Annotated in this window: 29 protein-coding genes; 13 read left to right on the top strand and 16 right to left on the bottom strand. The window is 72.0% G+C overall.

Features of this window, described 5'->3' with window-relative positions; all coding sequences use genetic code 11:
* Positions 1-13: 13 nt before the first annotated feature.
* Entirely contained in the window at positions 14-982 is a 969-nt protein-coding gene (locus tag IG88_RS0110435) for a hypothetical protein (protein ID WP_031037916.1), read from the bottom strand.
* An 81-nt stretch (positions 983-1,063) separates the two neighbouring features.
* Between IG88_RS0110435 and IG88_RS0110430 the strand changes: the two genes are divergently transcribed.
* A complete protein-coding gene (locus IG88_RS0110430) occupies positions 1,064-1,258 on the top strand; it encodes a DUF3046 domain-containing protein (protein ID WP_031037914.1) in 195 nt (64 codons plus the stop codon).
* Between the two features lie 60 nt (positions 1,259-1,318).
* Entirely contained in the window at positions 1,319-2,599 is a 1,281-nt protein-coding gene (locus tag IG88_RS0110425) for an AI-2E family transporter (protein WP_199807437.1), read from the top strand.
* Between the two features lie 67 nt (positions 2,600-2,666).
* On the opposite strand, the gene IG88_RS0110420 is transcribed toward IG88_RS0110425, so the two are convergent.
* Complete coding sequence (locus IG88_RS0110420; RefSeq protein WP_031037903.1) at positions 2,667-3,104, bottom strand: VOC family protein; 438 nt, start codon at positions 3,102-3,104, stop codon at positions 2,667-2,669.
* Between the two features lie 333 nt (positions 3,105-3,437).
* Between IG88_RS0110420 and recA the strand changes: the two genes are divergently transcribed.
* Positions 3,438-4,562, top strand: a complete 1,125-nt coding sequence (recA, locus tag IG88_RS0110415) for a recombinase RecA (RefSeq protein WP_031037901.1) — start codon at positions 3,438-3,440, stop codon at positions 4,560-4,562.
* Positions 4,563-4,565: 3 nt separating this feature from the next.
* Positions 4,566-5,348 (top strand): recombination regulator RecX, encoded by a 783-nt coding sequence (gene recX, locus IG88_RS0110410; protein ID WP_031037899.1) that lies wholly within the window; start codon positions 4,566-4,568, stop codon positions 5,346-5,348.
* Positions 5,349-5,459: 111 nt separating this feature from the next.
* Here recX and IG88_RS0110405 read toward each other — a convergent pair whose 3' ends face one another.
* The 8 genes from IG88_RS0110405 to IG88_RS0110375 form a co-directional block, all read right to left on the bottom strand.
* The gene (locus IG88_RS0110405; RefSeq protein WP_031037898.1) at positions 5,460-5,858 is read right to left on the bottom strand and encodes a rhodanese-like domain-containing protein; all 399 of its coding nucleotides are present in this window, start codon (positions 5,856-5,858) and stop codon (positions 5,460-5,462) included.
* A complete protein-coding gene (locus IG88_RS0110400) occupies positions 5,855-6,388 on the bottom strand; it encodes a cysteine dioxygenase (protein ID WP_031037896.1) in 534 nt (177 codons plus the stop codon). The genes IG88_RS0110405 and IG88_RS0110400 overlap by 4 nt, the downstream gene beginning before the upstream one ends.
* Positions 6,389-6,467: 79 nt before the next feature.
* Complete coding sequence (locus IG88_RS45110) at positions 6,468-6,539, bottom strand: putative leader peptide (protein ID WP_309544753.1); 72 nt, start codon at positions 6,537-6,539, stop codon at positions 6,468-6,470.
* Between the two features lie 118 nt (positions 6,540-6,657).
* Positions 6,658-8,268 (bottom strand): FAD-dependent monooxygenase, encoded by a 1,611-nt coding sequence (locus tag IG88_RS0110395; protein WP_031037894.1) that lies wholly within the window; start codon positions 8,266-8,268, stop codon positions 6,658-6,660.
* Positions 8,269-8,453: 185 nt separating this feature from the next.
* Positions 8,454-9,341: an amino acid ABC transporter permease gene (locus IG88_RS0110390; protein ID WP_031037893.1), complete on the bottom strand. Its 888-nt coding sequence runs from the start codon at positions 9,339-9,341 to the stop codon at positions 8,454-8,456.
* Complete coding sequence (locus IG88_RS0110385) at positions 9,338-10,006, bottom strand: amino acid ABC transporter permease (RefSeq protein WP_030402641.1); 669 nt, start codon at positions 10,004-10,006, stop codon at positions 9,338-9,340. The genes IG88_RS0110390 and IG88_RS0110385 overlap by 4 nt, the downstream gene beginning before the upstream one ends.
* An 84-nt stretch (positions 10,007-10,090) precedes the next feature.
* Complete coding sequence (locus tag IG88_RS0110380) at positions 10,091-10,927, bottom strand: glutamate ABC transporter substrate-binding protein (protein WP_031037889.1); 837 nt, start codon at positions 10,925-10,927, stop codon at positions 10,091-10,093.
* 123 nt (positions 10,928-11,050) lie between these two features.
* Complete coding sequence (locus tag IG88_RS0110375; RefSeq protein ID WP_030402639.1) at positions 11,051-11,827, bottom strand: amino acid ABC transporter ATP-binding protein; 777 nt, start codon at positions 11,825-11,827, stop codon at positions 11,051-11,053.
* 312 nt (positions 11,828-12,139) lie between these two features.
* On the opposite strand from IG88_RS0110375, the gene IG88_RS0110370 reads away from it, so the two are divergent.
* Both IG88_RS0110370 and IG88_RS0110365 read left to right on the top strand, forming a co-directional pair.
* Positions 12,140-12,838 (top strand): response regulator transcription factor, encoded by a 699-nt coding sequence (locus IG88_RS0110370; RefSeq protein ID WP_031037884.1) that lies wholly within the window; start codon positions 12,140-12,142, stop codon positions 12,836-12,838.
* Positions 12,835-14,259, top strand: coding sequence for a sensor histidine kinase (locus tag IG88_RS0110365; RefSeq protein ID WP_031037879.1), 1,425 nt, complete (start codon positions 12,835-12,837; stop codon positions 14,257-14,259). The genes IG88_RS0110370 and IG88_RS0110365 overlap by 4 nt, the downstream gene beginning before the upstream one ends.
* 378 nt (positions 14,260-14,637) lie before the next feature.
* Here the strand turns inward: IG88_RS0110365 and IG88_RS0110360 are convergent, their stop codons facing one another.
* Positions 14,638-14,955, bottom strand: coding sequence for a hypothetical protein (locus tag IG88_RS0110360; protein ID WP_031037877.1), 318 nt, complete (start codon positions 14,953-14,955; stop codon positions 14,638-14,640).
* A gap of 94 nt (positions 14,956-15,049) precedes the next feature.
* On the opposite strand from IG88_RS0110360, the gene IG88_RS0110355 reads away from it, so the two are divergent.
* Both IG88_RS0110355 and IG88_RS0110350 read left to right on the top strand, forming a co-directional pair.
* Positions 15,050-16,000 carry a LysR family transcriptional regulator gene (locus tag IG88_RS0110355; protein WP_078861459.1) on the top strand — a complete coding sequence of 317 codons (951 nt, stop codon included), beginning with the start codon at positions 15,050-15,052 and terminating at the stop codon, positions 15,998-16,000.
* A gap of 63 nt (positions 16,001-16,063) precedes the next feature.
* Positions 16,064-16,414, top strand: coding sequence for a hypothetical protein (locus tag IG88_RS0110350; protein WP_031037871.1), 351 nt, complete (start codon positions 16,064-16,066; stop codon positions 16,412-16,414).
* On the opposite strand, the gene IG88_RS0110345 is transcribed toward IG88_RS0110350, so the two are convergent.
* The 3 genes from IG88_RS0110345 to IG88_RS0110335 all read right to left on the bottom strand — a co-directional run bounded on the left by IG88_RS0110345 (position 16,404) and on the right by IG88_RS0110335 (position 19,274).
* Positions 16,404-17,399: a TAXI family TRAP transporter solute-binding subunit gene (locus IG88_RS0110345; protein WP_031037867.1), complete on the bottom strand. Its 996-nt coding sequence runs from the start codon at positions 17,397-17,399 to the stop codon at positions 16,404-16,406. The two genes, IG88_RS0110350 and IG88_RS0110345, sit on opposite strands and share 11 nt — an antisense overlap.
* Positions 17,400-17,551: 152 nt before the next feature.
* The gene (locus tag IG88_RS0110340) at positions 17,552-18,784 is read right to left on the bottom strand and encodes a cation:proton antiporter (RefSeq protein WP_030402635.1); all 1,233 of its coding nucleotides are present in this window, start codon (positions 18,782-18,784) and stop codon (positions 17,552-17,554) included.
* 4 nt (positions 18,785-18,788) lie between these two features.
* The gene (locus IG88_RS0110335) at positions 18,789-19,274 is read right to left on the bottom strand and encodes a cation:proton antiporter regulatory subunit (protein WP_031037864.1); all 486 of its coding nucleotides are present in this window, start codon (positions 19,272-19,274) and stop codon (positions 18,789-18,791) included.
* Positions 19,275-19,389: 115 nt separating this feature from the next.
* Between IG88_RS0110335 and IG88_RS0110330 the strand changes: the two genes are divergently transcribed.
* Genes IG88_RS0110330 through IG88_RS0110315 form a run of 4 tightly spaced genes read left to right on the top strand, consistent with a single transcriptional unit; the run spans position 19,390 to position 23,461 of the window.
* Positions 19,390-20,472 carry a HAMP domain-containing sensor histidine kinase gene (locus IG88_RS0110330; RefSeq protein ID WP_031037860.1) on the top strand — a complete coding sequence of 361 codons (1,083 nt, stop codon included), beginning with the start codon at positions 19,390-19,392 and terminating at the stop codon, positions 20,470-20,472.
* Entirely contained in the window at positions 20,472-21,131 is a 660-nt protein-coding gene (locus IG88_RS0110325; protein ID WP_030402632.1) for a response regulator, read from the top strand. The genes IG88_RS0110330 and IG88_RS0110325 overlap by 1 nt, the downstream gene beginning before the upstream one ends.
* A gap of 49 nt (positions 21,132-21,180) precedes the next feature.
* The gene (gene miaB / locus IG88_RS0110320) at positions 21,181-22,698 is read left to right on the top strand and encodes a tRNA (N6-isopentenyl adenosine(37)-C2)-methylthiotransferase MiaB (protein ID WP_031037855.1); all 1,518 of its coding nucleotides are present in this window, start codon (positions 21,181-21,183) and stop codon (positions 22,696-22,698) included.
* Positions 22,699-22,747: 49 nt separating this feature from the next.
* Complete coding sequence (locus tag IG88_RS0110315) at positions 22,748-23,461, top strand: class III extradiol dioxygenase subunit B-like domain-containing protein (RefSeq protein WP_031037852.1); 714 nt, start codon at positions 22,748-22,750, stop codon at positions 23,459-23,461.
* Between the two features lie 116 nt (positions 23,462-23,577).
* Here the strand turns inward: IG88_RS0110315 and IG88_RS0110310 are convergent, their stop codons facing one another.
* A complete protein-coding gene (locus IG88_RS0110310; RefSeq protein WP_031037849.1) occupies positions 23,578-23,856 on the bottom strand; it encodes an antitoxin in 279 nt (92 codons plus the stop codon).
* Between the two features lie 24 nt (positions 23,857-23,880).
* Entirely contained in the window at positions 23,881-24,168 is a 288-nt protein-coding gene (locus IG88_RS0110305) for a hypothetical protein (protein WP_031037847.1), read from the bottom strand.
* Between the two features lie 182 nt (positions 24,169-24,350).
* Between IG88_RS0110305 and miaA the strand changes: the two genes are divergently transcribed.
* Positions 24,351-25,289, top strand: a complete 939-nt coding sequence (gene miaA / locus IG88_RS0110300; RefSeq protein ID WP_031037843.1) for a tRNA (adenosine(37)-N6)-dimethylallyltransferase MiaA — start codon at positions 24,351-24,353, stop codon at positions 25,287-25,289.
* Positions 25,290-25,335 lie beyond the last annotated feature (46 nt).

The following is a 25,335-nucleotide window of genomic DNA, read 5'->3' as shown; positions in this document are numbered from 1 at the left end:
GAGGACCGGCGGGTCAGCCAAGGGGACGGCCGTACGCCCGGAGCGTGCGCAGCGCCTCGACCGTCACCCGGCCGCGAGCCTCCAGGGTCGGGGCGGGGGCCCAGCGGGGCCTGCGGACGGGCCAGCCGCCGTCGTCCTCCTGCCCGGCCGCGAGGAGGTCGAGGGAGCGGGCCATCTCGTCGTCGGTGAACCACGCGCGCGCGAGCGAACGCGGATCCCGCGCGTAGTCGTACGGGAAAAGGTGCCCGTCCGGCGCGCAGCCGGGAGCGGCCGGGTAGGCGTCGCGAGCGTCCGGGGCCATGACGACGAGGTGCCGTTCGCGCACCAGTCGGCCCAGCCGGCCGGCCGCGGCCTGCGCGCGCCGCCGGTCCGGAGCGCTGTCCAGGAAGGCCACGGCGGCCTCCGCCTCGTACGGGCAGGAGGGCTCCAGCGACTCGGCCGCCCGCCAGCAGAAGTCGGTGGCGCGGAACAGCCAGGCGTGCCAGACCTCGTTGCGGTGCAGCAGACCGACCACCGGCCCCGTGGCGAGCAGCTCACCGGGAGGGCCCGTCACGAACGGCACGAAGGGCGCGGCCAGACCCGTCTCCCCGCCCGCGCGGACCAGCGGCAGGGCGCCGTCAGGGGTGGACACGGAGGTCAGGTAGCGGCACACGCGCTCGGCCCGCTGCCCGCCGCAGAGACCGACGGCGTCCAGGACGCCCAGGGCGCGGGCGGTGTGCAGCGGCTGACTGAGCGGGCCGCGCAGATCCGGTTCGAGCCCGTGGCCGTACCCGCCGTCCTCGTTCCGGTAGGCGTCCAGGGCGGCCTCCACCGGGCCGCGGTCCCCGCCGCGGAAATGATGGGCGAACAGCCGCTGCTCCAGTACGCGCGCGGTGAGCCACACGAAGCGCTCCGCGCGCGCGAGCGGCGACCGCGGGTCCGGGGTGCGGGGGGCGGCGGGCGGCGGGATCGCGGGGAGCGGAGACGCTCCGGTTTCGGCCATGGGACAGACCGTAGGCCGGAAAGCGGTTCCGTCCGGTGGTCCCGGCCCAAGGCCCACTCTCAGGGGCGGGATACTGGGGGCATGCGGTTGACGGTCTTCTGGGAGCGGATGACGGACCACTTCGGTCCGGGGTACGCCGACACCTTCGCGCGCGATCACGTGATGGCGGAGCTGGGCGGGCGTACGGTGCACGAGGCGCTGGACGCCGGCTGGGACGCCAAGGACGTGTGGCGGGTGGTGTGCACCGTCATGAACGTGCCGCGGGAGAAGCGGTGAACTCTCACGAAGATCGCCGGGCGGGGCCCGCCTGTCAGTCGCGTGGGCGACACTTGCTCCGTGCCATCCACTGACGAGACCGGGCAGGCGACCCGGCACGCATCCCCGGCCGGCTCGACGCCGCCCGCCGGGCCCCCGACCGACGGCGCTCCCGCCGGGCCGGGCGCCCGCATGCCGCGCTGGCTCCCGCGCGCCATGGTGCTGGCCCTCGCGCTCATCGCAGCCTTCCGGTTGGGCAGTTGGGCCTTCCACCAGCTCACCGGGCTGCTGATCAACATCCTCATCGCGTTCTTCCTGGCCCTGGCCATCGAACCGGCGGTGAGCTGGATGTCCGCGCGCGGTCTGCGCCGCGGGTTCGCCACCTTCCTCGTCTTCCTCGCCGTGCTGATCGCCGCCGCGGGGTTCGTGACGCTGCTCGGCTCCATGCTCGCCGGCCAGATCGTGAAGATGGTCGAGGAGTTCCCGGGCTACCTCGACTCCGTCATCAACTGGGTCAACAGCCACTTCCACACCGAGCTGAGACGGGTCGACATCCAGGAGGGGCTGCTGCGCTCCGACTGGCTGCGCAACTACGTGCAGAACAGCGCGACGGGCGTCCTGGACGTGTCGGCCCAGGTCCTCGGCGGTCTCTTCCAGTTGCTGACGATCGTGCTGTTCTCGTTCTACTTCGCCGCCGACGGCCCCCGGCTGCGGCGCGGGCTCTGCTCCGTCCTGCCGCCCGCCCGCCAGGCCGAGGTCCTGCGCGCGTGGGAGATCGCCGTGGACAAGACCGGCGGCTACCTGTACTCACGCGGGCTGATGGCGCTGATCTCCGGCATCGCGCACTACATCCTCCTGGAGATCCTCAAGGTGCCCTACGCCCCCGCGCTCGCCGTGTGGGTCGGCCTGGTGTCGCAGTTCATCCCGACCATCGGCACCTATCTCGCGGGCGCGCTGCCCATGCTGATCGCGTTCACGGTCAATCCCTGGTACGCGCTGTGGGTGCTGGTCTTCGTGGTGGTCTACCAGCAGTTCGAGAACTACATGCTGCAGCCCAAGCTGACGGCGAAGACCGTGGACATCCACCCCGCCGTCGCCTTCGGCTCCGTCATCGCGGGCACCGCCCTGCTCGGTGCCGTCGGCGCGCTGATCGCCATCCCGGCGGTCGCCACGCTGCAGGCGTTCCTGGGGGCCTACGTCAAGCGGTACGACGTCACGGACGACCCGCGTGTGCACGGGCGCCGGATACGCCGGACGGGGCCCGCGCGGCCCGCGCGTCTGCGCAGGCTGTGGGCCCGGGACCCGGAGCAGGACCGTTCGGGGGCGGACGGACCGGAGGAGACGGGGGACGAGGGGTCCTGATGACCGGCAGGTCGGCATGCCGGTCTCCGTGCGGAGCCCGGTGCCGAGCCCGCTTTGGCCGGGGCCGTCAGACCAGACAGAACTCGTTGCCCTCCGGGTCCGCCATCACCACGTGATCCGGTCTGCCCTGCAACAGCTCCTCGCGGACCACGGTCGCGCCCGCGGCGGTCAACCGCTCCACCGCCTCGACCACGCGCGGCCAGCGCACCTCCCACGGTGTCTCACGGCCGCCGCCGACCTGCACATCGAGGTGCAGCCGGTTCTTCACCACCTTCGGCTCCGGCACCTTCAGGAAGGACAGGGCGGGGCCCGCGCCGTCCGGATCCGACAGGTACGCCCCGTCGTCCCACTCGTCCCGCGGCACCTCGTGGTGCGAGAACCACTCCTCCCAGCTCCCGAACCCCGCGGGGGCCGGCTTCTCCGCGTAGCCCAGCGCCAGCGCCCAGAACGCCGCCAGGTCCGCCGGGTGCGCGCAGTCGATCGTCAAGCTCCACTTGGCCGCCATGAGTCCTCCCTGGCCGGAGGAGCGGACTGTACCCCGCCCTGCTGAGCCACGGGCGGAACCGTTGAACCACGGGCGGAACCGAGGACGCGGGCCCCAGGGGCCGGCGGCATGGAGAAGTACGCTCGGAGGTGCCGCGTGGTCGCTTGACACAAAAATCGAACATCCATTCTTATGGAGGCTCCGGCAGGGCACGCGACGGGTGATTCGAGTGGTTTCGGGTGGATATGCACCTGGGTTATCCACAGGCCGGACCCGCATCGGGGCCCATTGTCAGTGGCAGGCATTAGCGTCTTTGACGTGAAGCGATCGAATCAAGCAAACCGGGTGGAACCCATGGCAGGAACCGACCGCGAGAAGGCCCTGGACGCCGCGCTCGCACAGATTGAACGGCAGTTCGGCAAGGGCGCGGTCATGCGCATGGGCGAACGGTCGAGGGAGCCCATCGAGGTCATCTCGACCGGTTCGACGGCGCTCGACGTGGCCCTCGGCGTCGGCGGCATCCCGCGCGGCCGGGTCGTGGAGATCTACGGCCCCGAGTCCTCGGGCAAGACGACCCTGACCCTGCACGCCGTGGCGAACGCGCAGAAGGCCGGCGGCCAGGTCGCGTTCGTGGACGCCGAGCACGCCCTCGACCCCGAGTACGCCAAGAAGCTCGGCGTCGACATCGACAACCTGATCCTCTCCCAGCCGGACAACGGCGAGCAGGCCCTGGAGATCGTGGACATGCTGGTCCGCTCCGGCGCCCTCGACCTCATCGTCATCGACTCCGTCGCCGCGCTCGTCCCGCGCGCGGAGATCGAGGGCGAGATGGGCGACAGCCACGTCGGACTGCAGGCCCGCCTGATGAGCCAGGCCCTGCGGAAGATCACCAGTGCGCTCAACCAGTCCAAGACCACCGCGATCTTCATCAACCAGCTCCGCGAGAAGATCGGCGTGATGTTCGGCTCCCCGGAGACCACGACCGGTGGCCGGGCGCTGAAGTTCTACGCCTCGGTGCGCATCGACATCCGCCGCATCGAGACGCTGAAGGACGGCACGGAGGCGGTCGGCAACCGCACCCGCTGCAAGGTCGTCAAGAACAAGGTCGCGCCGCCCTTCAAGCAGGCCGAGTTCGACATCCTCTACGGCCAGGGCATCAGCCGTGAGGGCGGCCTGATCGACATGGGCGTGGAGCACGGCTTCGTCCGCAAGGCCGGCGCCTGGTACACGTACGAGGGCGACCAGCTCGGCCAGGGCAAGGAGAACGCGCGCAACTTCCTCAAGGACAACCCCGACCTGGCCAACGAGATCGAGAAGAAGATCAAGGAGAAGCTGGGCGTCGGCGTGCGTCCCGAGGAGCCGGCCACCGAGACCGGCACGGACGCCACCCCCGCCGCTCCGGCCGACACCGCACCGGCGGTGCCCGCGCCCACGACCGCCAAGGCCACCAAGTCCAAGGCCGCGGCAGCCAAGAGCTGACCCGTGACCCGACGAACCGACTGGGCCGAGTACACCGACGGCTCCGCCGGACCGGGCGACGGCGCGTACGGGGCGGCTGCGGCCCCGTACGAGACGGACCCCTTCGCCACGGGTGCCCGCGAGGACGACGAGGTGCGCCACGGTGACGGCGGGGCGCGCCGCGCAGGCGGACGGGGCCGGGGGGCGGGCGGCGCACGCGGACGCCGGCGGCGCGAGCGTGCGGAGCCGTCCGCCGAGGACGGAGGTGCCACTTCCTCGTCGAGGGCCGAGAAGGGGGAACCTCCGCGGGACCCGGTCGAGCAGGCACGGGCGCTCTGCCTGCGCCTGCTCACCGGGACCCCGCGCACCCGCAGACAACTGGCCGACGCCCTGCGCAAGCGGGAGATCCCCGACGAGGCCGCGGAGGAGGTGCTGTCCCGGTTCGAGGAGGTCGGCCTGATCAACGACAGTGCCTTCGCGGAGGCCTGGGTGGAGTCCCGGCACCACGGCCGGGGCCTGGCCAGACGGGCTCTCGCCCGGGAGCTGCGCACCAAGGGTGTCGACGGCGAGCTCATCGACGCGGCCGTGTCCCAGCTCGACTCCGAGCAGGAGGAGGAGACCGCACGCGACCTCGTCGACCGCAAGCTGCGAGCCACCCGGGGCCTCGACCGCGACAAGAGACTGCGCCGCCTCGCGGGCATGCTGGCCCGCAAGGGCTACCCCGAGGGCATGGCCCTGCGGGTGGTCCGCCAGGCGTTGGAGGAGGAGGGCGAGGACACGGAGTACCTCGGCGACGAGGGGTTCTGAGCGTCGTCCCTCCCGCCGCGACCTGCCCGCCCCGGCGCGCGCCCGCGGCCGGGCTGCCGGACCGGTCCCCGCAGGGCCGGCGAGAACGCGCAGGCCGACGTGTTCCGCGGGCTATGGCTTCTCGGCGGTCACCGGCAGGCCCGCCGCGCGCCACGCCTGGAAGCCGCCGATCAGATCGGTGGCCCGGTGCAGACCGAGCCGGTGCAGGGACTCCGCCGCCAGAGTGGAGGCGTAGCCCTCGTCGCACACCACGATCACCCGCACGTCGTGGTCCGTGGCCTCCGGGAGGCGGTGGCTGCCCTGCGGATCCAGCCGCCACTCCAGCTCGTTGCGCTCGATCACCAGAGCGCCGGGAAGCACACCGTCCCGCTCGCGCAGGGCCGCGTACCGGATGTCGACGAGCAGTGCCGCACCGGCCTCGGCGGCGTCGTACGCCTCGTCGGGTGCGATCCGCCGGTATCCGGAGCGCACCCGCTCCAGCAGGGCGTCGATGCCGACGGGCCCGGTCACTGCCAGTCCTGCGGGCGCTCGACCTGCTCCAGACGCAGCACCTGTCCGCTGCGGCTGTAGCGGCGGATCTGGGGCAGCGGCGGGTAGTAGGCGTGCACGGAGACCGCGTGGCGGTCGGACGACTCGTTGAGGACCTCGTGCACGTGGTGCCGGCCGAAGGCGCGGCCCTGGCCGGCGACCAGCCGGCGTTCCCGGTCCACGCCGTCGCTGAGTTCGAGGGTCTTCCAGCCGTCGGTGGGCAGGCGGGCGGCGAGCGCGTTCTCCTTGAGTTCGCCCGAGGCCGTGACGAAGGCGCCCACGGAGTTGGCGTGGTCGTGCCAGCCGGTGCCGGTGCCGGGCGGCCAGCCGATCAGCCAGGCCTCGCTGCCGCCGGGCCCGGCCAGCCGCACCCACGTGCGGCCCTCGGGGTCGAGCGGCAGGGAGGTGATCAGCTCGGCGTCGGCGGCCGCACGCCGGACGAAGCCGAGGAGTTCGGCCTGCGTCGGGGCGGCCGTGGAAGCGGAGGCAGGGGAAAGGGAGGGGAGGGACACGGGTACCGTCCTGGGAGTTCGCGAGGGAACGCGCGGCGGCAGGCAGGAGCTGCGGAGGGCGCGGAGAAGGGGATGCGAGTCAGCAGGACGGACGACACACGCAGCCCGCATAGCGGACGAGGTCCATATGGACCCTCCGCCACAGGCGCACACAGGTGTCGGTCACGATCCGGAGTAGACCACGACGGTGCGCACCGGTCAACTCAGCGTCACCATGCGGACAGCACGAGCCGCCGCCCGGTGGCCGGAGGCCCCGTGCGGCGGCCCGCTCAGCGGGACCCGGCTGCCGCCCCCGCCCCCTCCTCGGCCTCCGTGGCAGTGCCGCCCAGCGCGCTCTCCGCGGCGGCGTAGAGGTCGGCGGGGCGCACCCCGTTCAGCGCCGTGACCAGGTGACCGTCGGGCCGCACCAGCAGCACGGTGTGGGCCGCCGCCCCCGGATAGCTCTCGGCGACCAGCAGCTCGGCGCGGTGGGGCAGCGCCGTCACCGCCGCCGCCAGCCGTGGCATGATCCCGGCCGTCACCCAGTGCTTGCGTTCCCACACCCCCGTGCCCGGCGCGATCAGCACCACCAGCAGGGCCCCGCGGCCCAGCCGGTCGCGCAGCCGCACGAAGGTGCCGTCCTCCGCCGTGACCCGCACGTCGGCGACGGGCGCCCCGGGCGGTGTGCCGACGGACACCTCACCGGCGAGGCCCTCGGGTGCCAGCGGCGAGCCGGCGTACGACCCCGGCGCGCCCAGCGTCCCGCGCCCGAGGTGACCGTCGGCCAGCAGCGCGTCGTTGCCGCGGGCCGCGCCGGGGACGTAGGAGCGCAGCCCGCCGCCGCCACGGAGCAGGGGAAGCACCTGGTCGGCGGCGCGCAGCCGCGCGGAGACCGCTGCCCGCCGCTCCGTCTGGTAGCTGTCGAGCAGTGCCTCGCGGGGTCCGTGATGCCAGACCAGGGCCAGTTTCCAGGCGAGGTTGTCGGCGTCCAGCAGCCCCTCCTCCAGGCCCTGGGTGCCGAGCGCGCCCAGCAGGTGGGCCGCGTCCCCGGCGAGCAGCACGCGGCCCACCCGCCAGCGGCGCGCGAGCCGGTGGTGGACCGTGTGGACGCCGGTGTCGAGGAGCTCGTAGGCCGGGGTCGCGCCCTCGGCCCAGCCGGTGAGGGTCTCGCGGACCCGGTTCACCAGGAGCTCCGGCGTGACCAGGTCCTTGCCGGGCGGCAGCAGCCAGTCCAGGCGCCACACGCCGTCCGGCAGCGGGCGGCCGACCACCTCGCCGGCCGACGGCCCGGTCGTCCGCCACGGCGGCATGCGGTGCAGCAGTGCCTCGCCGGTCCACGGGAGTTCGGTGCGCAGGGCGGCGACGGCGTATCGTTCCACCGCCGTACGGCCGGGGAAGCGGATGTCCTGGAGCTTGCGGACGGTGGAGCGGGGCCCGTCGCAGCCGACCAGGTAACTGCCGCGCCACCAGGTGCCGGCGGGGCCGCGGGTGTGGGCCGTGACGCCGGACTTCTCCTGCTCGATGCCGTCCAGCCGGCTGTCCACGGCGACCCTGACCAGCCGTTCACGGGCGAGCGCCGTGCGCAGGACACCGGTCAGCTCGTGCTGGGCGATGTGCAGGGGGGACGGTTCGGCGTCGCCGAACGCGACCTCCCGCGTCACCTGCTTGCGCCGCATCGCCCGCCATCCGGCCCAACGCGACCCCAGCCCCGCCAGCGGTGCGCCGGTCAGCCGTTCGACGAGCGCGACGGCCTCCTCGCGCAGGACGACGGTGCGCGCGGGGCGCGGCTCGTCCTTGCCCGGGCCCTCGTCGAGGACGACACAGGGCACCTCCTGCCGCGCCAGCGCCAGGGCGAGCGTGAGCCCGACGGGCCCCGCTCCGGTGATGATCACCGGGTCCACGGTGCGGCGCCCCCTGCCCGTGTCGGTGTCCCGGGGGACGTGGGTGAACAGGACATTGGAGCAGGGTGCACGGTCACAGAACGTATGCAACCCATTGCCGCTGCCTGCGTCAAGCGACGGAGGCCGTGGCGATCATGCCACGGCCTCCGTTGACGGTCATACGAGATGACTGTGAGTCGGGTGAGTCAGATCTTGCCCACGGTGCCGGCGTCGGCGGTCTCCACGTCGTCCGCGCTCAGCACCGCACCGGTCGACTTCTTCGCCCGCCGCAGCCGGCGCTCCAGCCAGCTCGCGAAGCTCGTGAGGGCGAAGTTGAGCGCGATGTAGATCACGGCGACCACGGTGTAGCTGGCGATGACGTTGGCGCCGTAGTAGCCGCTCATCGTGTTGGCCGAGGCGAGCAGTTCGGGGAAGGTGAGGATCGCGCCGCCGAGCGCGGTGTCCTTGAGGATCACGACGAGCTGGCTGACGATGGCCGGCAGCATCGCCGTGACCGCCTGCGGCAGCAGGATGAGCCGCATGACCTGGCCCTTGCGCAGGCCGATCGCCATCGCGCCCTCCGCCTGGCCCTTGGGCAGGGACAGGATGCCGGAGCGGACGATCTCGGCGAGGACCGAGGCGTTGTACAGCACCAGGCCGGTGACGACGGCGTAGAGCGGGCGGTCGTCCGAGCTGACGTTGGTGTACTCGGCGAACAGCGCCAGACCGAAGATCATCAGGACCAGCACGGGGATGGACCGGAAGAACTCGACCACGATCGCGGCCGGCACCCGGACCCACCGGTGGTCGGAGAGCCGGGCGATGCCCAGCGCCGCGCCGAGGGGCAGCGCGATGACCACGGCGAGGACCGCGGCCTTCAGCGTGTTCTGCAGGCCCGGCCAGATGTACGTGGACCACGCCTCGGTGCCGGTGAAGAACGGCTTCCACAGGGCCCACTCCAACTGGCCCTTGTCGTTGAGGGTGCTGATCACCCACCACAGCAGGGCGGCGAGGGCGACCAGGAAGACGACCGTGAGGAGGACGTTGCGCCGCTTGGCGCGGGGGCCCTGGGCGTCGTAGAGAACGGAACTCATCGCTTCACCGCCACCTTCTTGCCCACCCAGCCCAGGATCAGGCCGGTCGGCAGCGTCAACACCACGAACACGAGAGCGATGACGGCGGAGATGAGCAGCAACTGCGCCTCGTTCTCGATCATCTCCTTCATCAGCAGCGCCGTTTCCGCCACACCGATGGCGGCGGCGACCGTGGTGTTCTTGATCAGCGCGATCAGCACGTTCGCCAGCGGGACGACGGACGAGCGGAACGCCTGCGGCAGCACCACCAGCCGGAGCACCTGGCCGAAGCTCAGGCCGAGGGCCCGGGCGGCCTCCGCCTGGCCGACCGGCACCGTGTTGATGCCGGAGCGCAGGGCCTCGCACACGAACGACGACGTGTAGAGGATCAGGCCGAGGACCGCGAGCCGGAAGTTGATCGTCTCGAAGTCGTTGCCTCCGCCGAGGGTGACCCCCAGCGTCTGGCTCAGTCCCAGTGACGCGAACAGGATGATCACGGTCAGCGGGATGTTCCGCACGATGTTCACATACGCGGTTCCGAAAGCGCGCATCAACGGAACCGGGCCGACCCGCATGGCGGCCAGCATGGTGCCCCAGATCAGGGAACCGACGGCCGAGAGCACAGCGAGCTGCACTGTCGTCCAGACGGCACCCGCCAGGTCGTAATCCTGAAGAAAGTCGAACACGATCTCCCGCGCTTCCGGGTGTAGGGATGCCCGCCCCGGTGCGCCGCCCCTGCGGTGGGGCGGCGCACCTCGTCAGGCCCGGCCTCAGCTCTTGATGTCGCCGATCTTGGGCGCCGGCTCGTTGTTGTAGTTGGCCGGGCCGAAGTTGTCCTTGACGGCCTTGTCCCAGGACTTGTCCGCGACCATCTCCTCAAGGGCCTTGTTGATCTTGTCCTTGAGGTCGCTGCCCTTCTTGACGCCGATGCCGTAGTTCTCGTTCGTCAGCTTGAAGCCGCCGAGCTTGAACTTGCCCTTGAACTGCGACTGGGAGGCGTAACCGGCGAGGATCGAGTCGTCGGTGGTCAGCGCGTCGATGGCGCCGTTCTGCAGGCCGGGCAGGCAGGCCGAGTACGTCGGGTACGGCTGGAGCTGGGCCTTGGGGGCCAGCTTGTCCTTGATGTTCTGGGCCGAGGTGGAGCCGGTGACCGAGCAGAGCTTGGCGTTGTTCAGGTCCTCCGGCGACTTGATCTTGTTGTCGTCGGCGCGGATCAGCACGTCCTGGTGGGCGAGCAGGTAGGGGCCGGCGAAGTCGACCTTCTCCTGGCGCTGCGGGGTGATCGAGTAGGTGGCGGCGATGAAGTCGACGTCGCCGCGCTGCAGCATGGTCTCGCGGTCGGCGCTCTTCGACTCCTTCCACTCGATCTGGTCCTCGGTGTAGCCGAGCTTCTTCGCGACGTACGTGGCGATGTCCACGTCGAAGCCCGCGTAGCCGTCCGGGGTCTTCTGGCCGAGGCCCGGCTGGTCGAACTTGATGCCGATGGTGATCTTCTTGCTGTCGCCGCCGGACGAACCGCTGTCCTTGTCGTCGCCGCCGCACGCGGTGGCGGTCAGGGCGAGGGCGAGCACGGCGGCCGAGGCGGCGGAGACCTTGCGAAGCTTCATGGTGAACATCCTTTGGCTGTGATCGAGCTGTGATCGGACGATCAGAGGATCAGGCGATCAGATGCGGCCGTCGGTGCGGGCCGCCACGGCGGGCGACGCGGGACCCGGGGCCGCCCCGGGAAATCAGTGGTGCAGGATCTTCGACAGGAAGTCCTTGGCACGGTCGCTGCGCGGGTTGCTGAAGAACTGGTCCGGAGCGGCCTCCTCGACGATGCGGCCGTCCGCCATGAACACCACGCGGTTGGCCGCCGAGCGGGCGAAGCCCATCTCGTGCGTGACCACGATCATGGTCATGCCGTCCTCGGCGAGCTGCTTCATGACCTCGAGGACCTCGTTGATCATCTCGGGGTCGAGGGCCGACGTCGGCTCGTCGAAGAGCATGACCTTCGGGTCCATGGCCAGCGCACGCGCGATGGCGACGCGCTGCTGCTGGCCGCCGGAGAGCTGCGCCGGGTACTTGTCCGCCTGGGCCCCCACGCCGACCCGGTCGAGCAGGGCGCGGGCCTTCTCCTCGGCCTTCTTGGCGTCGACCTTGCGGACCTTGACCTGGCCCAGGGTCACGTTCTCGAGCACCGTCTTGTGCGCGAAGAGGTTGAACGACTGGAAGACCATGCCGACATCGGCCCGCAGCCGGGCCAGCTCCTTGCCCTCGGCGGGCAGCGGCTTGCCGTCGATCGTGATCGAACCGGCGTCGATGGTCTCCAGACGGTTGATGGTGCGGCACAGAGTGGACTTGCCGGACCCCGAGGGTCCGATGACCACGACGACCTCGCCGCGGTGAATGGTCAGGTCGATGTCCTGGAGCACGTGCAACGCGCCGAAGTGCTTGTTGACACTGTCCAGGACGACCAGATCGCCGGTCGCAGCCTTGTCTTCCTTGGCCACCGATACTTCGGTCATCGCTCTCGGGCTCCGTCCTCCTGGGTTTCGCAGGACAGTAGTGACCCGGGACACGTCACGTCTCTACATCTGAGCGAGATCTGAGCATCACGATCCGATAGCAATCGGACACGAGTCGTAGCACTGGTGAGCTGGGCGCATATCGGCCGGATAACTTCGAGCGGCCGCACCCGGCAGCCTCTTGACGCCGCCCCCCTGCATCGGCGTCACTGCACAGGACGCACGCGCGCGTGCTCGCAGTTCCGACCTGCCCGAACCCACCCGATTCCTACCCGCGCCGAGCGAACGGCCGATGAACCGAAGGGAGCCCGGATGAGACTGCTGCTCGTCGAGGACGACAACCACGTGGCCGCCGCCCTGTCCGCGATCCTGACACGGCACGGTTTCGACGTCACCCACGCGCGCAGCGGCGAGGAGGCGCTCCAGGCGCTCGTCCCCGAGGTCGACGGCTTCGGCGTCGTCCTGCTCGACCTGGGCCTGCCCGACCAGGACGGCTACGAGGTCTGCGGCAAGATCCGCAAGCGCACGAGCACCCCGGTCATCATGGTCACCGCGCGCTCCGACGTCCGTTCCCGCATCCACGGCCTCAACCTCGGCGCCGACGACTACGTGGTCAAGCCGTACGACACCGGGGAACTGCTCGCCCGGATCCACGCCGTCAGCCGGCGCACCGCCCACGAGGAGGCCACCGGCGCCGTCGAGACCGTGGTCCGCCTCGGCGCGGTCCGCATCGAGCTGCCGACCCGCCAGGTGAGCGTGGAGGGCTCGCCGGTCCAGCTCACCCGCAAGGAGTTCGACCTGCTCGCCCTCCTCGCCCAGCGCCCCGGCGTGGTCTTCCGCCGGGAGCAGATCATCAGCGAGGTCTGGCGCACCAGTTGGGAGGGGACCGGGCGCACCCTGGAGGTGCACGTCGCGTCCCTGCGCTCCAAGCTGCACATGCCCACGCTGATCGAGACCGTCCGCGGCGTCGGCTACCGCCTCGTCGCCCCCACCGCCCGAGGGGCCGGGTGAGCACACGCCTGCTGCCGCTGCTCATCGTCCTGATGGCGGCCGTACTGCTCGCGCTCGGTGTGCCGCTCGGCGTCAGCGTCGCCCGCGCGGAGCAGCAGAAGGTCGTCATCGACCGCATCGACGACACGGCACGCTTCGCCGCGCTCGCCCAGTTCGTCACCGAGGACGGCTCGGGAGGCTCACGCCGGACGGACACCGACGAGCGCCTGGAGACCCTGCAGACGGAGCTGACCAGCTACTACGAGGTCTACGGCATCAAGGCCGGGGTCTTCTACCGCAACCACATCCCGATGGCCAACGCGCCGACGACCTGGTTCCTCCCCCAGGACGGCGAGGTCCGCGACTCCTTCGACGAGGCGCTGCTCAGCCGTCGCAGCCACGACCCCGAGCAGGTGTGGCCGTGGCAGGACGGCCGGCTGGTGGTGGCCTCGCCGGTCATCCGGGACGGCGACGTGGTCGCGGTCGTGGTCACCGAGTCGCCGACCGACTCGATGCGGTCGAGCACCCTGCGCGGCTGGCTGGTCATCGGCGCCGGGGAGTTCGCCGCGATGCTCCTCGCCGTCGGCGCGGCCCTGCGGCTGACCGGCTGGGTGCTCAGGCCGGTGCGGGTGCTCGACGCCACCACCCACGACATCGCCACCGGGCGGCTCAAGTCCCGGGTCGCGCCGTCCGGGGGGCCGCCGGAGCTGAGACGGCTGGCCAGGTCCTTCAACGAGATGGCGGACCACGTGGAGGACGTGCTGGAGCAGCAGCGCGCCTTCGTCGCCGACGCCTCGCACCAACTGCGCAACCCGCTCGCCGCGCTCCTGCTCCGCATCGAACTGCTCGCCCTCGAACTGCCCGAGGGCAACGAGGAGATCGCCTCCGTCCGGACCGAGGGCAAGCGCCTCGCCCAGGTCCTGGACGACCTGCTCGACCTGGCCCTGGCCGAGCACAGCCAGGCCGAACTCCAGCTCACCGACATCGGCGCGCTGAGCGCCGAGCGGGTGGCGGCCTGGGCTCCGACGGCCGAGGCCAAGGGCGTACGGCTGGTCGGCGACTGTCCGCCGACCACGGGCTGGGCCGACCCGGTGGCCCTGTCCAGCGCCCTGGACGCGGTCATCGACAACGCGGTGAAGTTCACGCCCCCCGACGAGACCGTCCGGGTCGAGGTCGCCTCCGCGGGGGACACCGCCACCGTCGTCGTCACCGACAACGGTCCCGGGCTCACCGACGAGGAACTCGCGCGCGTGGGCGACCGCTTCTGGCGCAGCGGGCGGCACCAGAACATCAAGGGCTCCGGGCTGGGCCTGTCCATCTGCCGGGCGCTGCTCGCGGCGGGCGACGGCTCGATCTCCTTCGGCCACCACGAGCCGCACGGCCTCGAGGTCACGGTCCGCGTACCCAGGAACGGCACGGCGCCCGCGCGGCCGCGCGGCTAGGGGGTGTTGTTCGGATCAGGCCGGCTCCGGGCGACGGTGCCCCGTGGGCCGGCCCACGGGGTCCGGCGCGTGCGGCTGCAAGGCGGAGGAGGGCGACAGGGCGGAGCCCCGGCAACCGACGACAACGCCGCCCAGCCCGACGAACCCGGCCGGACCGCCGCAGAAGTCCGGATCACCCGCACGACACCGCCGGCACTGCCCGACCGGCAACCGCCCGCGCCGCCTGCACCGAAACTGCCGGACCTTCCGGCCTACCAGCAGGTCCTGGCGGTGTCACCGAACGTCCACAACGTCCGCAGGCACAGCCAGGTGCGGCGGCGCGCCCGATCCCGCTGCCGGCGGCGGTGACCAGACCGGCGTCAAGGCGGCGTAGCTGTCTCACTCCAGCGGTTCGTGGTTGACCCAGACCGCCTTGTACGGGTGGCGGCGCTGCCAGCGCTTGATGAGGTCGGCCGCCCCGGGCATGGTGAAGGTCGCGTTCAAGGCATCGAGGTCGCGCACGCGCAGTTGCAGGACGGCGCTGGCGACAGCCACCGGGGCGTGGTCGTCGCCCGGGACGCGGATGTGAGGGCGGGTCGTGACCGACTCGACCGGATCGAATCCCTGCGCGAGTTCCTCGAACTCCTTGAGGTACTGGTCCAGCTCGCTCGCGGGAATCGGCTGGTCGAACGCCACGATCATCGTGTGGTGAATCATGCCTCCAAGGAACAGGAGTTTTCCGGGTCCGTCCAAGATCTGTCCGTTCACGTTCCATGCCTGCCAGGAATGGAACGGCCGATAGTCTTGCGTCATGGCCGAGCTGGAAACCCGCGAACTGGAGTACTTCGTCGCCGTCGCCGAGGAACTGCACTTCGGCCGTGCCGCGGCCCGCCTGGCGATCGCGCAGCCGGCCCTGTCCAAAGCGATCCGGCGCGTGGAATCCCGGCTCGGCGTGACGCTGCTGGAGCGCTCCAGCAGGCACGTCGCCCTCACCCCCGCCGGCGAAGCACTGCTGCACCATGGCCGGCACGCCCTGAACGCCGTCGGCGCCGCTGCCGAGAAGGCACGCCGGGCCGGTGATCAGCAAGCCCGTCTTCGCCTGGTGATCAAACCAGGCGGTGACGCGAACCTCCTGTCCGGCATCCTGGCCGCCTACGCCGGTCGGCCCGGCGCCCGCCAGGTGGACATCCTCTTCGGCGGAGCCACCGACCGCGCCGATCACGTCCGCGACGGCCGCGCCGATCTCGCCCTGCTGTACGCGCCGTTCGACGACCTGACGGGCCTGGACCACGAAACCCTGATGGTCGAAGGACGCGTCGCGATCCTGCCGCCGGACCACCGGCTCGCCTCCCGCTCGGAGATCACTCTCGCCGACCTCGCCCAGGAGACACTGCCCCGCTGGAAAGGCGTGCGCTGGACGGGGGCACCCGAGGCCAGGCCGGGGCCCGAGGTCACGGACGCGGTCGAAGCCCTGCAGATGATCAGGCTGGGACGCGCCGTCGCGATCCTGCCGCGCTCGCTGGCCCAGCCCATGCAGCCGGACCTCGTCCACCGGCCCGTCACCGATGCCCCCACCAGTGCACTCGTCCTCGCGTGGTCCCAGGAGGACCGCCGCAGCATGGTCGCCTCCTTCGTCGCTGCCGCCGTGGATGCCGCTGCAGATGCCGAGGGGGCGACTCGAGGCCCGTCCACGGCGGGGGACGCCGGGTCGGCCGGGCCCGCTGCCTTGACCGAACAGCCGGTCCCCCCTTCGAACCCGTAGAGCGACCTGGAGCACCACAGTCCCGGCACCGGAAGGCACCCCGGCGGACACCGCGTCAGCAACGTGCCGAGCAGGACCTCACTGCTTGTCACCGGAGCCGCGGGTTTCACCGGTTCGCACTTCACCGGGTACTGGGCCGAGCACCACCTCGAGGTCTCCGTGGTGAACTTCGCCGCCGAGTCGCACAACAGCCTCGCCGTGCTGGATCCGGGACGGTTCTTCCGCACCAACGCCTCCAAGGCGGGCGCGGACCACGCCGTACGCGCGGACCACGAGACCTTCGGGCTGCCGGTGACCCTCGCCAACTGCGCCGACAACTACGGGTCCCACCGGTTCCCGGGGAAGGTGCTGCCGCCGTTCGCCACCCGGCGGTCAACGGGCAGCCCCCGCCGGCCGCGAACCGCTAGGGCTTGACCGACCGGTAGTAGCGCCGGGCGCCCTCGTGGAGTTCCAGCGGGTCGGTGTATATCGCGGTGCGCAGGTCGACGAGTTGCGCGGAGTGCACGTGCGCACCGATGCCGTCGCGGCTGTCGAGCACGGTGCGGGTCAGCCACTCGGTGAGCCGCGGATCGACGTCCGCGCGGGTCACCAACAGGTTGGACACGGCCATCGTCGGCACCACCGCGCCGTTCTGGACCGTGGGGTAGGCCGACTCCGGCATGTTGGTGGTGCGGTAGTAGCGGGTCGCGCCGCCCGTCTCGTGCATCTTGGCGACCAGGTCGTCGCCGATCGGCACGAACCGGAACGCGGAGTTCTCCGCGATCTTCCTGAGCCCGTCCGTCGGCACCCCGCCGGACCAGAAGAACGCGTCCAGCTCGTCGCCGAGGCGTCCGGGCCCGGTGTCGATCCCGTCCGCCCGGGGCGTGATGTCCGTCTCCGGGTCGATGCCCACGGCCGTCAGCAGCCGGGTGGCGATCAGCCGCACCCCCGAGTTGGGCAGTCCTATGGCCACCCGCTTGCCGCGCAGGTCGGCCACCGACTGGATGTCCGAGCCGGTCGGCACGACGAGCTGCACGTAGTCGTCGTAGAGCCGGGTGACCCCGCGCAGCTTGTCGGCGCCCGGGCCGCCGGCCAGCTTGTACGTCTCGACCGCGTCGGCCGCCGCGATCGTGAAGTCGGCCTCGCCGGACCCCACCCGCTCGACGTTCTCCTGCGAGCCCGCGCTGGTCATCAGCCGCACGTCCAGGCCCGGCATGTCCTTGTGCAGCTCGGCGCGCAGCAGCTCGCCGTACTTCTGGTAGACGCCCGCGCGGGTGCCCGTGCTGAACGTGATCGTCCCGCTCGGCGGCTTCTCGCCCAGCGGCAGCAGCCACCACAGCAGCAGCCCGAGCACGACGGCCCCGGCGACCGCGCCCTGGAGGGCACGGCGCCTGCCGATACGGGAGAGCAGGGTGGGCATGGAGGCGATCCTGCCAGCCCGCACCCGCTCTGAACAGGGCCGGGCTCACACGCCGCCGCCCCGCCCGCCGGTCCGGGCCGCGCCGGGCCCGGCACGCGACGACCCCGGCACACCGGTGCCGGGGTCGTCGTACGGAGCGGGGACGCGTCGCGTCAGTCGCCCACCGAGGCCTCCGCCTCCGCCGCCCGGGGCGTCCCCTCGGCGGGGCCGTCGGGACGGTCGGGGTTGTCGCGGCGCCGGAAGAGGCGCATCGCCAGCGGCTCGGTGAAGCGCGCGGTGAGGGGGCCGAGGACGACCAGGATGAGGACGTAGGCCGTGGCCAGTGGGCCCAGCGACGGCTCGATGCCGGCCGAGACCGCGAGGCCCGCGATGACGATGGAGAACTCGCCGCGCGCCACCAGCGCGCCGCCCGCCCGCCAGCGGCCCTTGACGGAGATCCCGGCCCGCCGCGCCGCTATGTACCCGGTGGCGATCTTCGTCACGGCGGTCAGCAGCGCGAGCGCCAGCGCGGGCAGCAGGACCGGCGGAATGCTGGCCGGGTCGGTGTGCAGCCCGAAGAAGACGAAGAAGACCGCCGCGAACAGGTCCCGCAGCGGGCTCAGCAGCGTGTGCGCGCCCTCCGCCACCTCGCCGGACAGCGCGATGCCCACCAGGAACGCGCCCACCGCGGCCGAGACCTGGAGCTGCTGCGCGACACCGGCGACGAGGATCGTCAGGCCCAGCACCACCAGGAGCAGCTTCTCGGGGTCGTCGCTGGAGACGAAGCGGGAGATGAGCCTGCCGTAGCGCACCGCGACGAAGAGCACGAGGCCCGCCGCGCCCAGCGCGATCGCCAGGGTGATGCTCCCGGTCATCAGACCGGCGCCGGCGACCAGGGCCGTGACGATCGGCAGGTACACCGCCATCGCCAGGTCCTCCAGGACAAGCACGCTGAGGATCACCGGCGTCTCGCGGTTGCCGACCCGGCCCAGGTCGCCGAGGACCTTCGCGATCACACCGGACGACGAGATCCACGTCACGCCGGCGAGGACGACGGCGGCCACCGGGCCCCAGCCCATCAGCAGCGCGGCCACCGCGCCCGGCACGGCGTTGAACGCGCAGTCGACGAGGCCCGCCGGGTAGTGGGACTTGAGGTTGGTGACCAGGTCGCTGGCCGTGTACTCCAGGCCCAGCATCAGCAGCAGGAGGATGACGCCGATCTCGGCGCCGGTCGCTACGAACTCCTCGCTCGCGCCGAGCGGCAGCAGGCCGCCCTCGCCGAAGGCCAGACCGGCCAGCAGGTACAGCGGGATGGGGGAGAGCTGGTAGCGGCCGGCGAACCGGCCGAGCAGCCCGAGCCCCAGGATGATGGAACCGAACTCGATCAGAAGGACCGCGGAGTGCACGGGATCACTCCTGCCCGAGGATCGCCGCGGCGGCGTCGACGCCCTCACGGGTGCCGATGACGATCAAGGTGTCACCACCCACGAGCCGGAAGTCCGGCGCCGGGGACGGAATCGCCTCGGCCCGCCGCAGCACCGCCACGATCGAGGCGCCCGTGTCGGTCCGCATTTTGGTGTCGCCCAGCAGGCGCCCGTTCCACCGGGAGGTCGCGGCCACCTCGATCCGCTCGGCGACCAGACCCAGGTCGGTGGTGTAGAGCAGGCTCGCACTGTGGTGGGACGGCTTCAGCGCGTCTATCAGCGCACCCGCCTCGGACCCCGTCAGCCGCAGGGAGTGGGCGCAGGAGTCGGGGTCGTCGGTCCGGTACACGTTCACCGTGCGGGTGCCGTCGCGGTGGGCCACCACCGACAGGTGGCGGTGCTCGCGGGTCACCAGGTCGTACTGGACCCCGATACCCGGGAGCGGCGTGGCCCTCAGGCGTGGAGCTGACACGTGCTATCCCCTCATTCGTCCTGCGTTGCCTGCCGCGTCTCCAGCCGGGGCTTCGTGCACGTCGGTGACGTGCTCGCGACCTCGCCATGCTGCCATCCGCACGTACGGTGGCGATATGGGTGTCGTGACGGATGTACGCGGCCGGCCGCGGTCGGCGAAGCTGGCAGCGGGGGTGTCGTGCGACGAGGCCGGGAGGAGCGGAAAGAGGAACGTGTCGCTGTTCTGGCGGATCTTCTCGCTCAACGCCGCCGGCCTGGTCGTCGCCACCGCACTGCTGCTGGGACCGGTCACCGTGTCGACCCCCGTGCTGGCCGGGGAGGCCCTCGTCCTGCTGGGCGGTCTCGCGGCCCTGCTCGCCGGCAACGCGGTCGTGCTGCGCATCGGACTCACCCCGCTGCACCGGCTGGGCCGGGCCATGTCCACCGCCGACCTGCTGGGACCGGGCACCCGTCCCGAGGTCAGCGGACCGGCCGAGGCGGCGCAGCTGATCGAGACGTACAACACGATGCTCGACCGGCTCCAGGCCGAACGCGCCGCCGGGGCGGGCCGCGCCCTGCAGGCCCAGGAACGCGAACGGCACCGCATCGCCCGCGAACTCCACGACGAGGTGGGCCAGACCCTCACCGCCGTCCTCCTCCAGCTCAAGCGCGTCGCCGACCGGGTCCCCGGCGAACTGCGCGAGGAGGTGACCCTCGCCCAGGAGGCCACCCGGGCCGGCCTCGACGAGATCCGCCGCATCGCCCGCCGGCTGCGCCCCGGCGTCCTGGAGGAACTCGGCCTGGCCAGCGCCCTGCGCTCGCTCGCCACCGAGTTCACCCACCACGGACTGACCGTCCAGCAGCACATCCCCGGCGACCTCCCCCCGCTCGCCCCGGAGGCCGAACTCGTGCTCTACCGGGTCGCCCAGGAGGGCCTGACCAACACCGCCCGCCACGCCGCCGCCGACCGCGCCGCGCTCACCCTGCGCCCGCTGCCCCCGCCCGAGGGCGGAGGTGTCGAACTGCTCGTCCGGGACAACGGCACCGGCCTCGGCACGGCCGCCGAGGGCGCCGGAATCCGCGGGATGCGGGAGCGGGCCCTGCTGATAGGAGCCGACATCCACCTCGAAACCGCCCCCGGAGGGGGCACCGACGTACGCCTGCGTGTCCCCGCGCCGCCCGGGGACCGTTCCGCAGACCGAACCGGAGACAGCCCCTGATGCCGGCACGGCCCCCGATCCGCGTCCTGCTCGCCGACGACCACACCCTCGTACGCCGCGGAGTCCGCCTCATCCTGGACGGCGAACCCGACCTCACGGTGGTCGCCGAGGCCGGTGACGGTGCCGAAGCGGTCGCCGCCGCGCGGGCCACCGAGGTCGACCTGGCCGTCCTGGACGTCGCCATGCCCCGCATGACCGGCCTCCAGGCGGCCCGCGAACTCTCCCGCCGCCTGCCCGAGCTGCGCATCCTGATCCTGACCATGTACGACAACGAGCAGTACTTCTTCGAGGCCCTCAAGGCCGGGGCCTGCGGATACGTCCTGAAGTCCGTCGCCGACCGCGACCTGGTCGAGGCGTGCCGCGCCGCCGTGCGCGACGAGCCGTTCATCTACCCCGGCGCCGAACGGGCCCTCGTCCGCTCCTACCTCGACCGCATGCAGGGCGGCGGCGGCCTGCCCGAGCGGCCGATCACGGAACGCGAGGAGGAGATCCTCAAGCTCGTCGCCGAGGGCCACACCTCCAAGGAGATCGGCGAGCTGCTGTTCATCAGCGCCAAGACGGTCGAACGCCACCGCGCGAACCTGCTGCAGAAGCTCGGAGTGCGCGACCGCCTGGAACTCACCCGGTACGCGATCCGCGCGGGGCTCATCGAGCCCTGAGCCGCACGCCCGGCGTCCGGTGTCACCGCGACCGCCTACCCTTGTGGCCATGAGCAGCATCGACCGGAGCCAGTCAGCGGGCGGCACACGCACCTACGAAGTACGCACCTACGGGTGCCAGATGAACGTCCACGACTCCGAGCGATTGTCCGGTCTGCTGGAGGACGCCGGTTACGTCCGCGCCCCCGAGGGCGCCGACGGCGACGCCGACGTCGTCGTCTTCAACACCTGCGCCGTACGGGAGAACGCCGACAACAAGCTGTACGGCAACCTCGGCCACCTCGCCCCGAAGAAGGCGAGCCGCCCCGGCATGCAGATCGCGGTCGGCGGCTGCCTGGCGCAGAAGGACCGCGACACCATCGTGAAGCGGGCCCCCTGGGTGGACGTCGTCTTCGGCACCCACAACATCGGCAAGCTCCCGGTGCTGCTGGAGCGCGCCCGCGTGCAGGAGGAGGCGCAGGTCGAGATCGCCGAGTCCCTGGAGGCGTTCCCGTCCACGCTGCCCACCCGGCGCGAGAGCGCCTACGCGGCGTGGGTCTCCATCTCCGTCGGCTGCAACAACACCTGCACCTTCTGCATCGTCCCGGCGCTGCGCGGCAAGGAGAAGGACCGCCGCCCCGGCGACATCCTCGCCGAGGTGGAGGCGCTGGTCGCCGAGGGCGTCAGCGAGATCACCCTGCTCGGCCAGAACGTCAACGCCTACGGCTCCGACATCGGCGACCGCGAGGCGTTCAGCAAGCTGCTGCGTGCCTGCGGGAACATCGACGGCCTGGAGCGCGTCCGCTTCACCTCCCCGCACCCGCGCGACTTCACCGACGACGTCATCGCCGCCATGGCCGAGACGCCGAACGTGATGCCGCAGCTGCACATGCCGCTCCAGTCCGGCTCCGACCCGGTGCTCAAGGCGATGCGCCGCTCCTACCGGCAGGAGCGCTACCTGGGGATCATCGAGAAGGTCCGCGCCGCCATCCCGCACGCGGCGATCACCACGGACATCATCGTGGGCTTCCCCGGCGAGACCGAGGAGGACTTCGAGCAGACCCTGCACGTGGTGCGCGAGGCGCGCTTCGCCCAGGCCTTCACCTTCCAGTACTCCAAGCGCCCCGGCACCCCGGCCGCCGAGATGGACGGCCAGATCCCCAAGGCGGTCGTCCAGGAGCGCTACGAGCGCCTGGTGGCCCTCCAGGAGGAGATCTCCTGGGAGGAGAACAAGAAGCAGGTCGGCCGCACCCTGGAGCTGATGGTCGCGGAGGGCGAGGGCCGCAAGGACGGCACCACCCACCGCCTGTCCGGCCGTGCGCCCGACAACCGCCTGGTGCACTTCACCAAGCCGGACCAGGAGGTCCGTCCCGGCGACGTGGTGACGGTCGGGATCACCTATGCCGCCCCGCACCACCTCCTCGCCGAGGGCGCGGTGCTCGACATGCGCCGCACGCGCGCGGGCGACGCCTGGGAGAAGCGCAACACGGCCGAGCAGGCCAAGCCCGCCGGTGTGCTGCTCGGCCTGCCGAAGATCGGCGTCCCCGAGCCCCAGCCGGCGGTGGCGAGCGGCTGCGGCTGCGACTGACCGCAGGGGGTGCCGTCCGGGGCGGCGGCACGGGGATACGCTGCCGGTCATGCTTGTCGCCGCCGCCGTCTGCCCCTGCCCGCCGCTCCTCGTACCGGAGGTCGCCGCGGGCGCCGCGCCCGAGCTGGACGCCGCACGCGCCGCGTGCGCGGACGCGCTCGGCGTGCTCGCCGCGTCCCGGCCCGAGCGGCTCGTGGTCGTCGGACCCGCGGACACCGCCGGGCCCGGGATCCATCCGCAGGGCGCGCGGGGCTCCTTCCGCGGCTTCGGTGTGGACATGGACGTGTACCTGGGCGCCGACACCGGCGACGCGCACGGCCCGGACCTGCCCCACGGACTGGCGGTGGGCGCCTGGCTGCTCGGGCGGGCCGGGTGGACCGACGCCCCGGTCGACGGCATCGGCGTGGGGGAGGAGCTGTCCGCGGAGCGCTGTGCCGCCGTCGGCCGGGACATCGCCGCCCGGAGCGGGCGGACCGCGCTGCTGGTGCTGGGCGACGCGAGCGCGTGCCGCACGCTGAAGGCGCCGGGCTACCTCGACGAGCGGGCGGCGCCCTTCGACGCGGAGGCGGGCCGTGCCCTGGGAACGGCCGACGTGGCCGCCCTCGCGGCCCTGGACGTGGCACTGGCCCGCGAGCTCAAGGTGTCCGGGCGGGCACCCTGGCAGGTCCTGGCGGGCGCGGCCGAGGGCGCCGGCCTCGCCGGCACGCTGCTGTACGAGGACGCGCCGTACGGGGTCGGCTACGTCGCGGCCGCCTGGTCGTAGCGGACGGCACCCGGAGCGGACGGCACCGCCGGAGCGGGCGCACGCGTGCACGGACGGCCCGGAGCCGGTCCACTTGAGCCGGCTCCGGGCCGTCCGAGCGGCGTACCGGAAGGGGGTCAGGATGCCGGAGGGGTGCCGCCGGGCGTTCCGCCGGGGGTGCCGCCGCCTTCCTCTCCGCCCTTGCCGTCCTTGTGGGCCAGGCGTTCCATGGCGTCCTTGGCCTTGCCCGTGCCCGTCTGGATTCGGTCGCTGTACTTGCCCTTGGTCCGCTCGTCGACGGTCCGCGCCATCTTGTCGAGACCGCGGTCGATCTTGTCTCCGTGCTGCTGGGCGAGGTCGGAGACCTTGCCCTTCGCCGGTTCCAGTCTGGCCTTCAAGTTGTCCAGGAGACCCATGGTTCGCCTTCCCTCACGGGGCAGTCAGGTGCGGGCGCCCTTGTCGGCCTCGTTGTCGACGGCCTCCCCCGCCGACTGCTGCTTGGGGATGCCGACGCCCTCCGAGTCGCCGCCCTCGGCGACGGCCGGGGTCCCGGTGGCTTCGCCGGCCTCCGCCGTGGTCCCGGGACCTGCGTCTCCCGTCCCCGCGGTCTCGGCCTCGGCCGTGCCTCCGGCCGCGCCCCCGGTGTCCGGGGTGCCGGTCCCCGTCTCGCCGGACGACGCCTCCTCGGTGCTCTTCGACCTCCGGAAGAGCCGTGCAAAAACGCCCATCTCAACTCCATACGTTACTCGTGCGGGCGACATCCCGCGGCGTCCGGTGCGTCCGTTTGCGTGGCCGGGGCCATGACCCGGTGGTCCGGGGAGCGGGAACCTCGCAACGGGCAACGACCCCGGTCGCGGATCGTCACGTAACTCGTTCGAGGGCCGGCCGAGAGGTTTGCGAGACTGGTCCGGTGAGCAGCGCACCCCCCGCCCCCCGCGTCATCGCCGTAGTCGGACCCACCGCGGCCGGAAAGTCCGATCTGGGCGTCTTCCTGGCCGAGCGGCTCGGCGGCGAGGTCGTCAACGCCGACTCCATGCAGCTCTACCGAGGGATGGACATCGGTACCGCCAAGCTGACGCCCGAGGAGCGCGGCGGCGTCCCGCACCACCTGCTGGACATCTGGGACATCACGGTCACGGCGTCCGTCGCCGAGTACCAGCGCCTCGCGCGGGAGCGGATCGACGCGCTGCTCGCCCGGGGCCGCTGGCCGGTCCTCGTCGGCGGTTCCGGCCTCTACGTCCGGGGGGCCGTCGACAACCTGGAGTTCCCCGGCACCGACCCCGGGATCCGGGCCCGGCTCGAGGAGGAACTCGAACGGCACGGCCCGGGTGCGCTGCACGCCCGCCTGGCCGCCGCCGACCCGGAGGCGGCGCGGGCCATCCTGCCCAGCAACGGCCGCCGGATCGTGCGCGCCCTCGAAGTGATCGAGATCACCGGCAGGCCCTTCACCGCCAACCTCCCCGGCCACGACTCCGTCTACGACACCGTGCAGATCGGCGTCGACGTGGCCCGCCCGGAGCTGGACGAGCGCATCGCCCTGCGCGTCGACCGGATGTGGGAGGCCGGTCTCGTCGACGAGGTGCGCGCACTGGAGGCGCAGGGGTTGCGCGAGGGGCGTACGGCGTCGCGCGCGCTCGGCTACCAGCAGGTCCTCGCGGCGCTCGCCGGCGAGTGCACGCTGGACGAGGCGCGTGCGGAGACCGTCCGTGCCACCAAGCGCTTCGCGCGCCGTCAGGATTCGTGGTTCAGGCGCGACCCGCGGGTGCACTGGCTCAGTGGAGGTGTGGCGGACCGCACGGAACTTCCGCGGCTCGCCCTGTCGTTGGTCGAACGACCGGTTACAGCCTGATCACGTGATGGCATCGGGACGCCCCGGCCGTCATCCGGGCCTCCGG

Source organism: Streptomyces sp. NRRL F-5650 (assembly GCF_000721365.1).
Taxonomy (GTDB): domain Bacteria; phylum Actinomycetota; class Actinomycetes; order Streptomycetales; family Streptomycetaceae; genus Streptomyces; species Streptomyces ardesiacus.
This window is presented reverse-complemented; position numbering and strand designations above follow the sequence as displayed.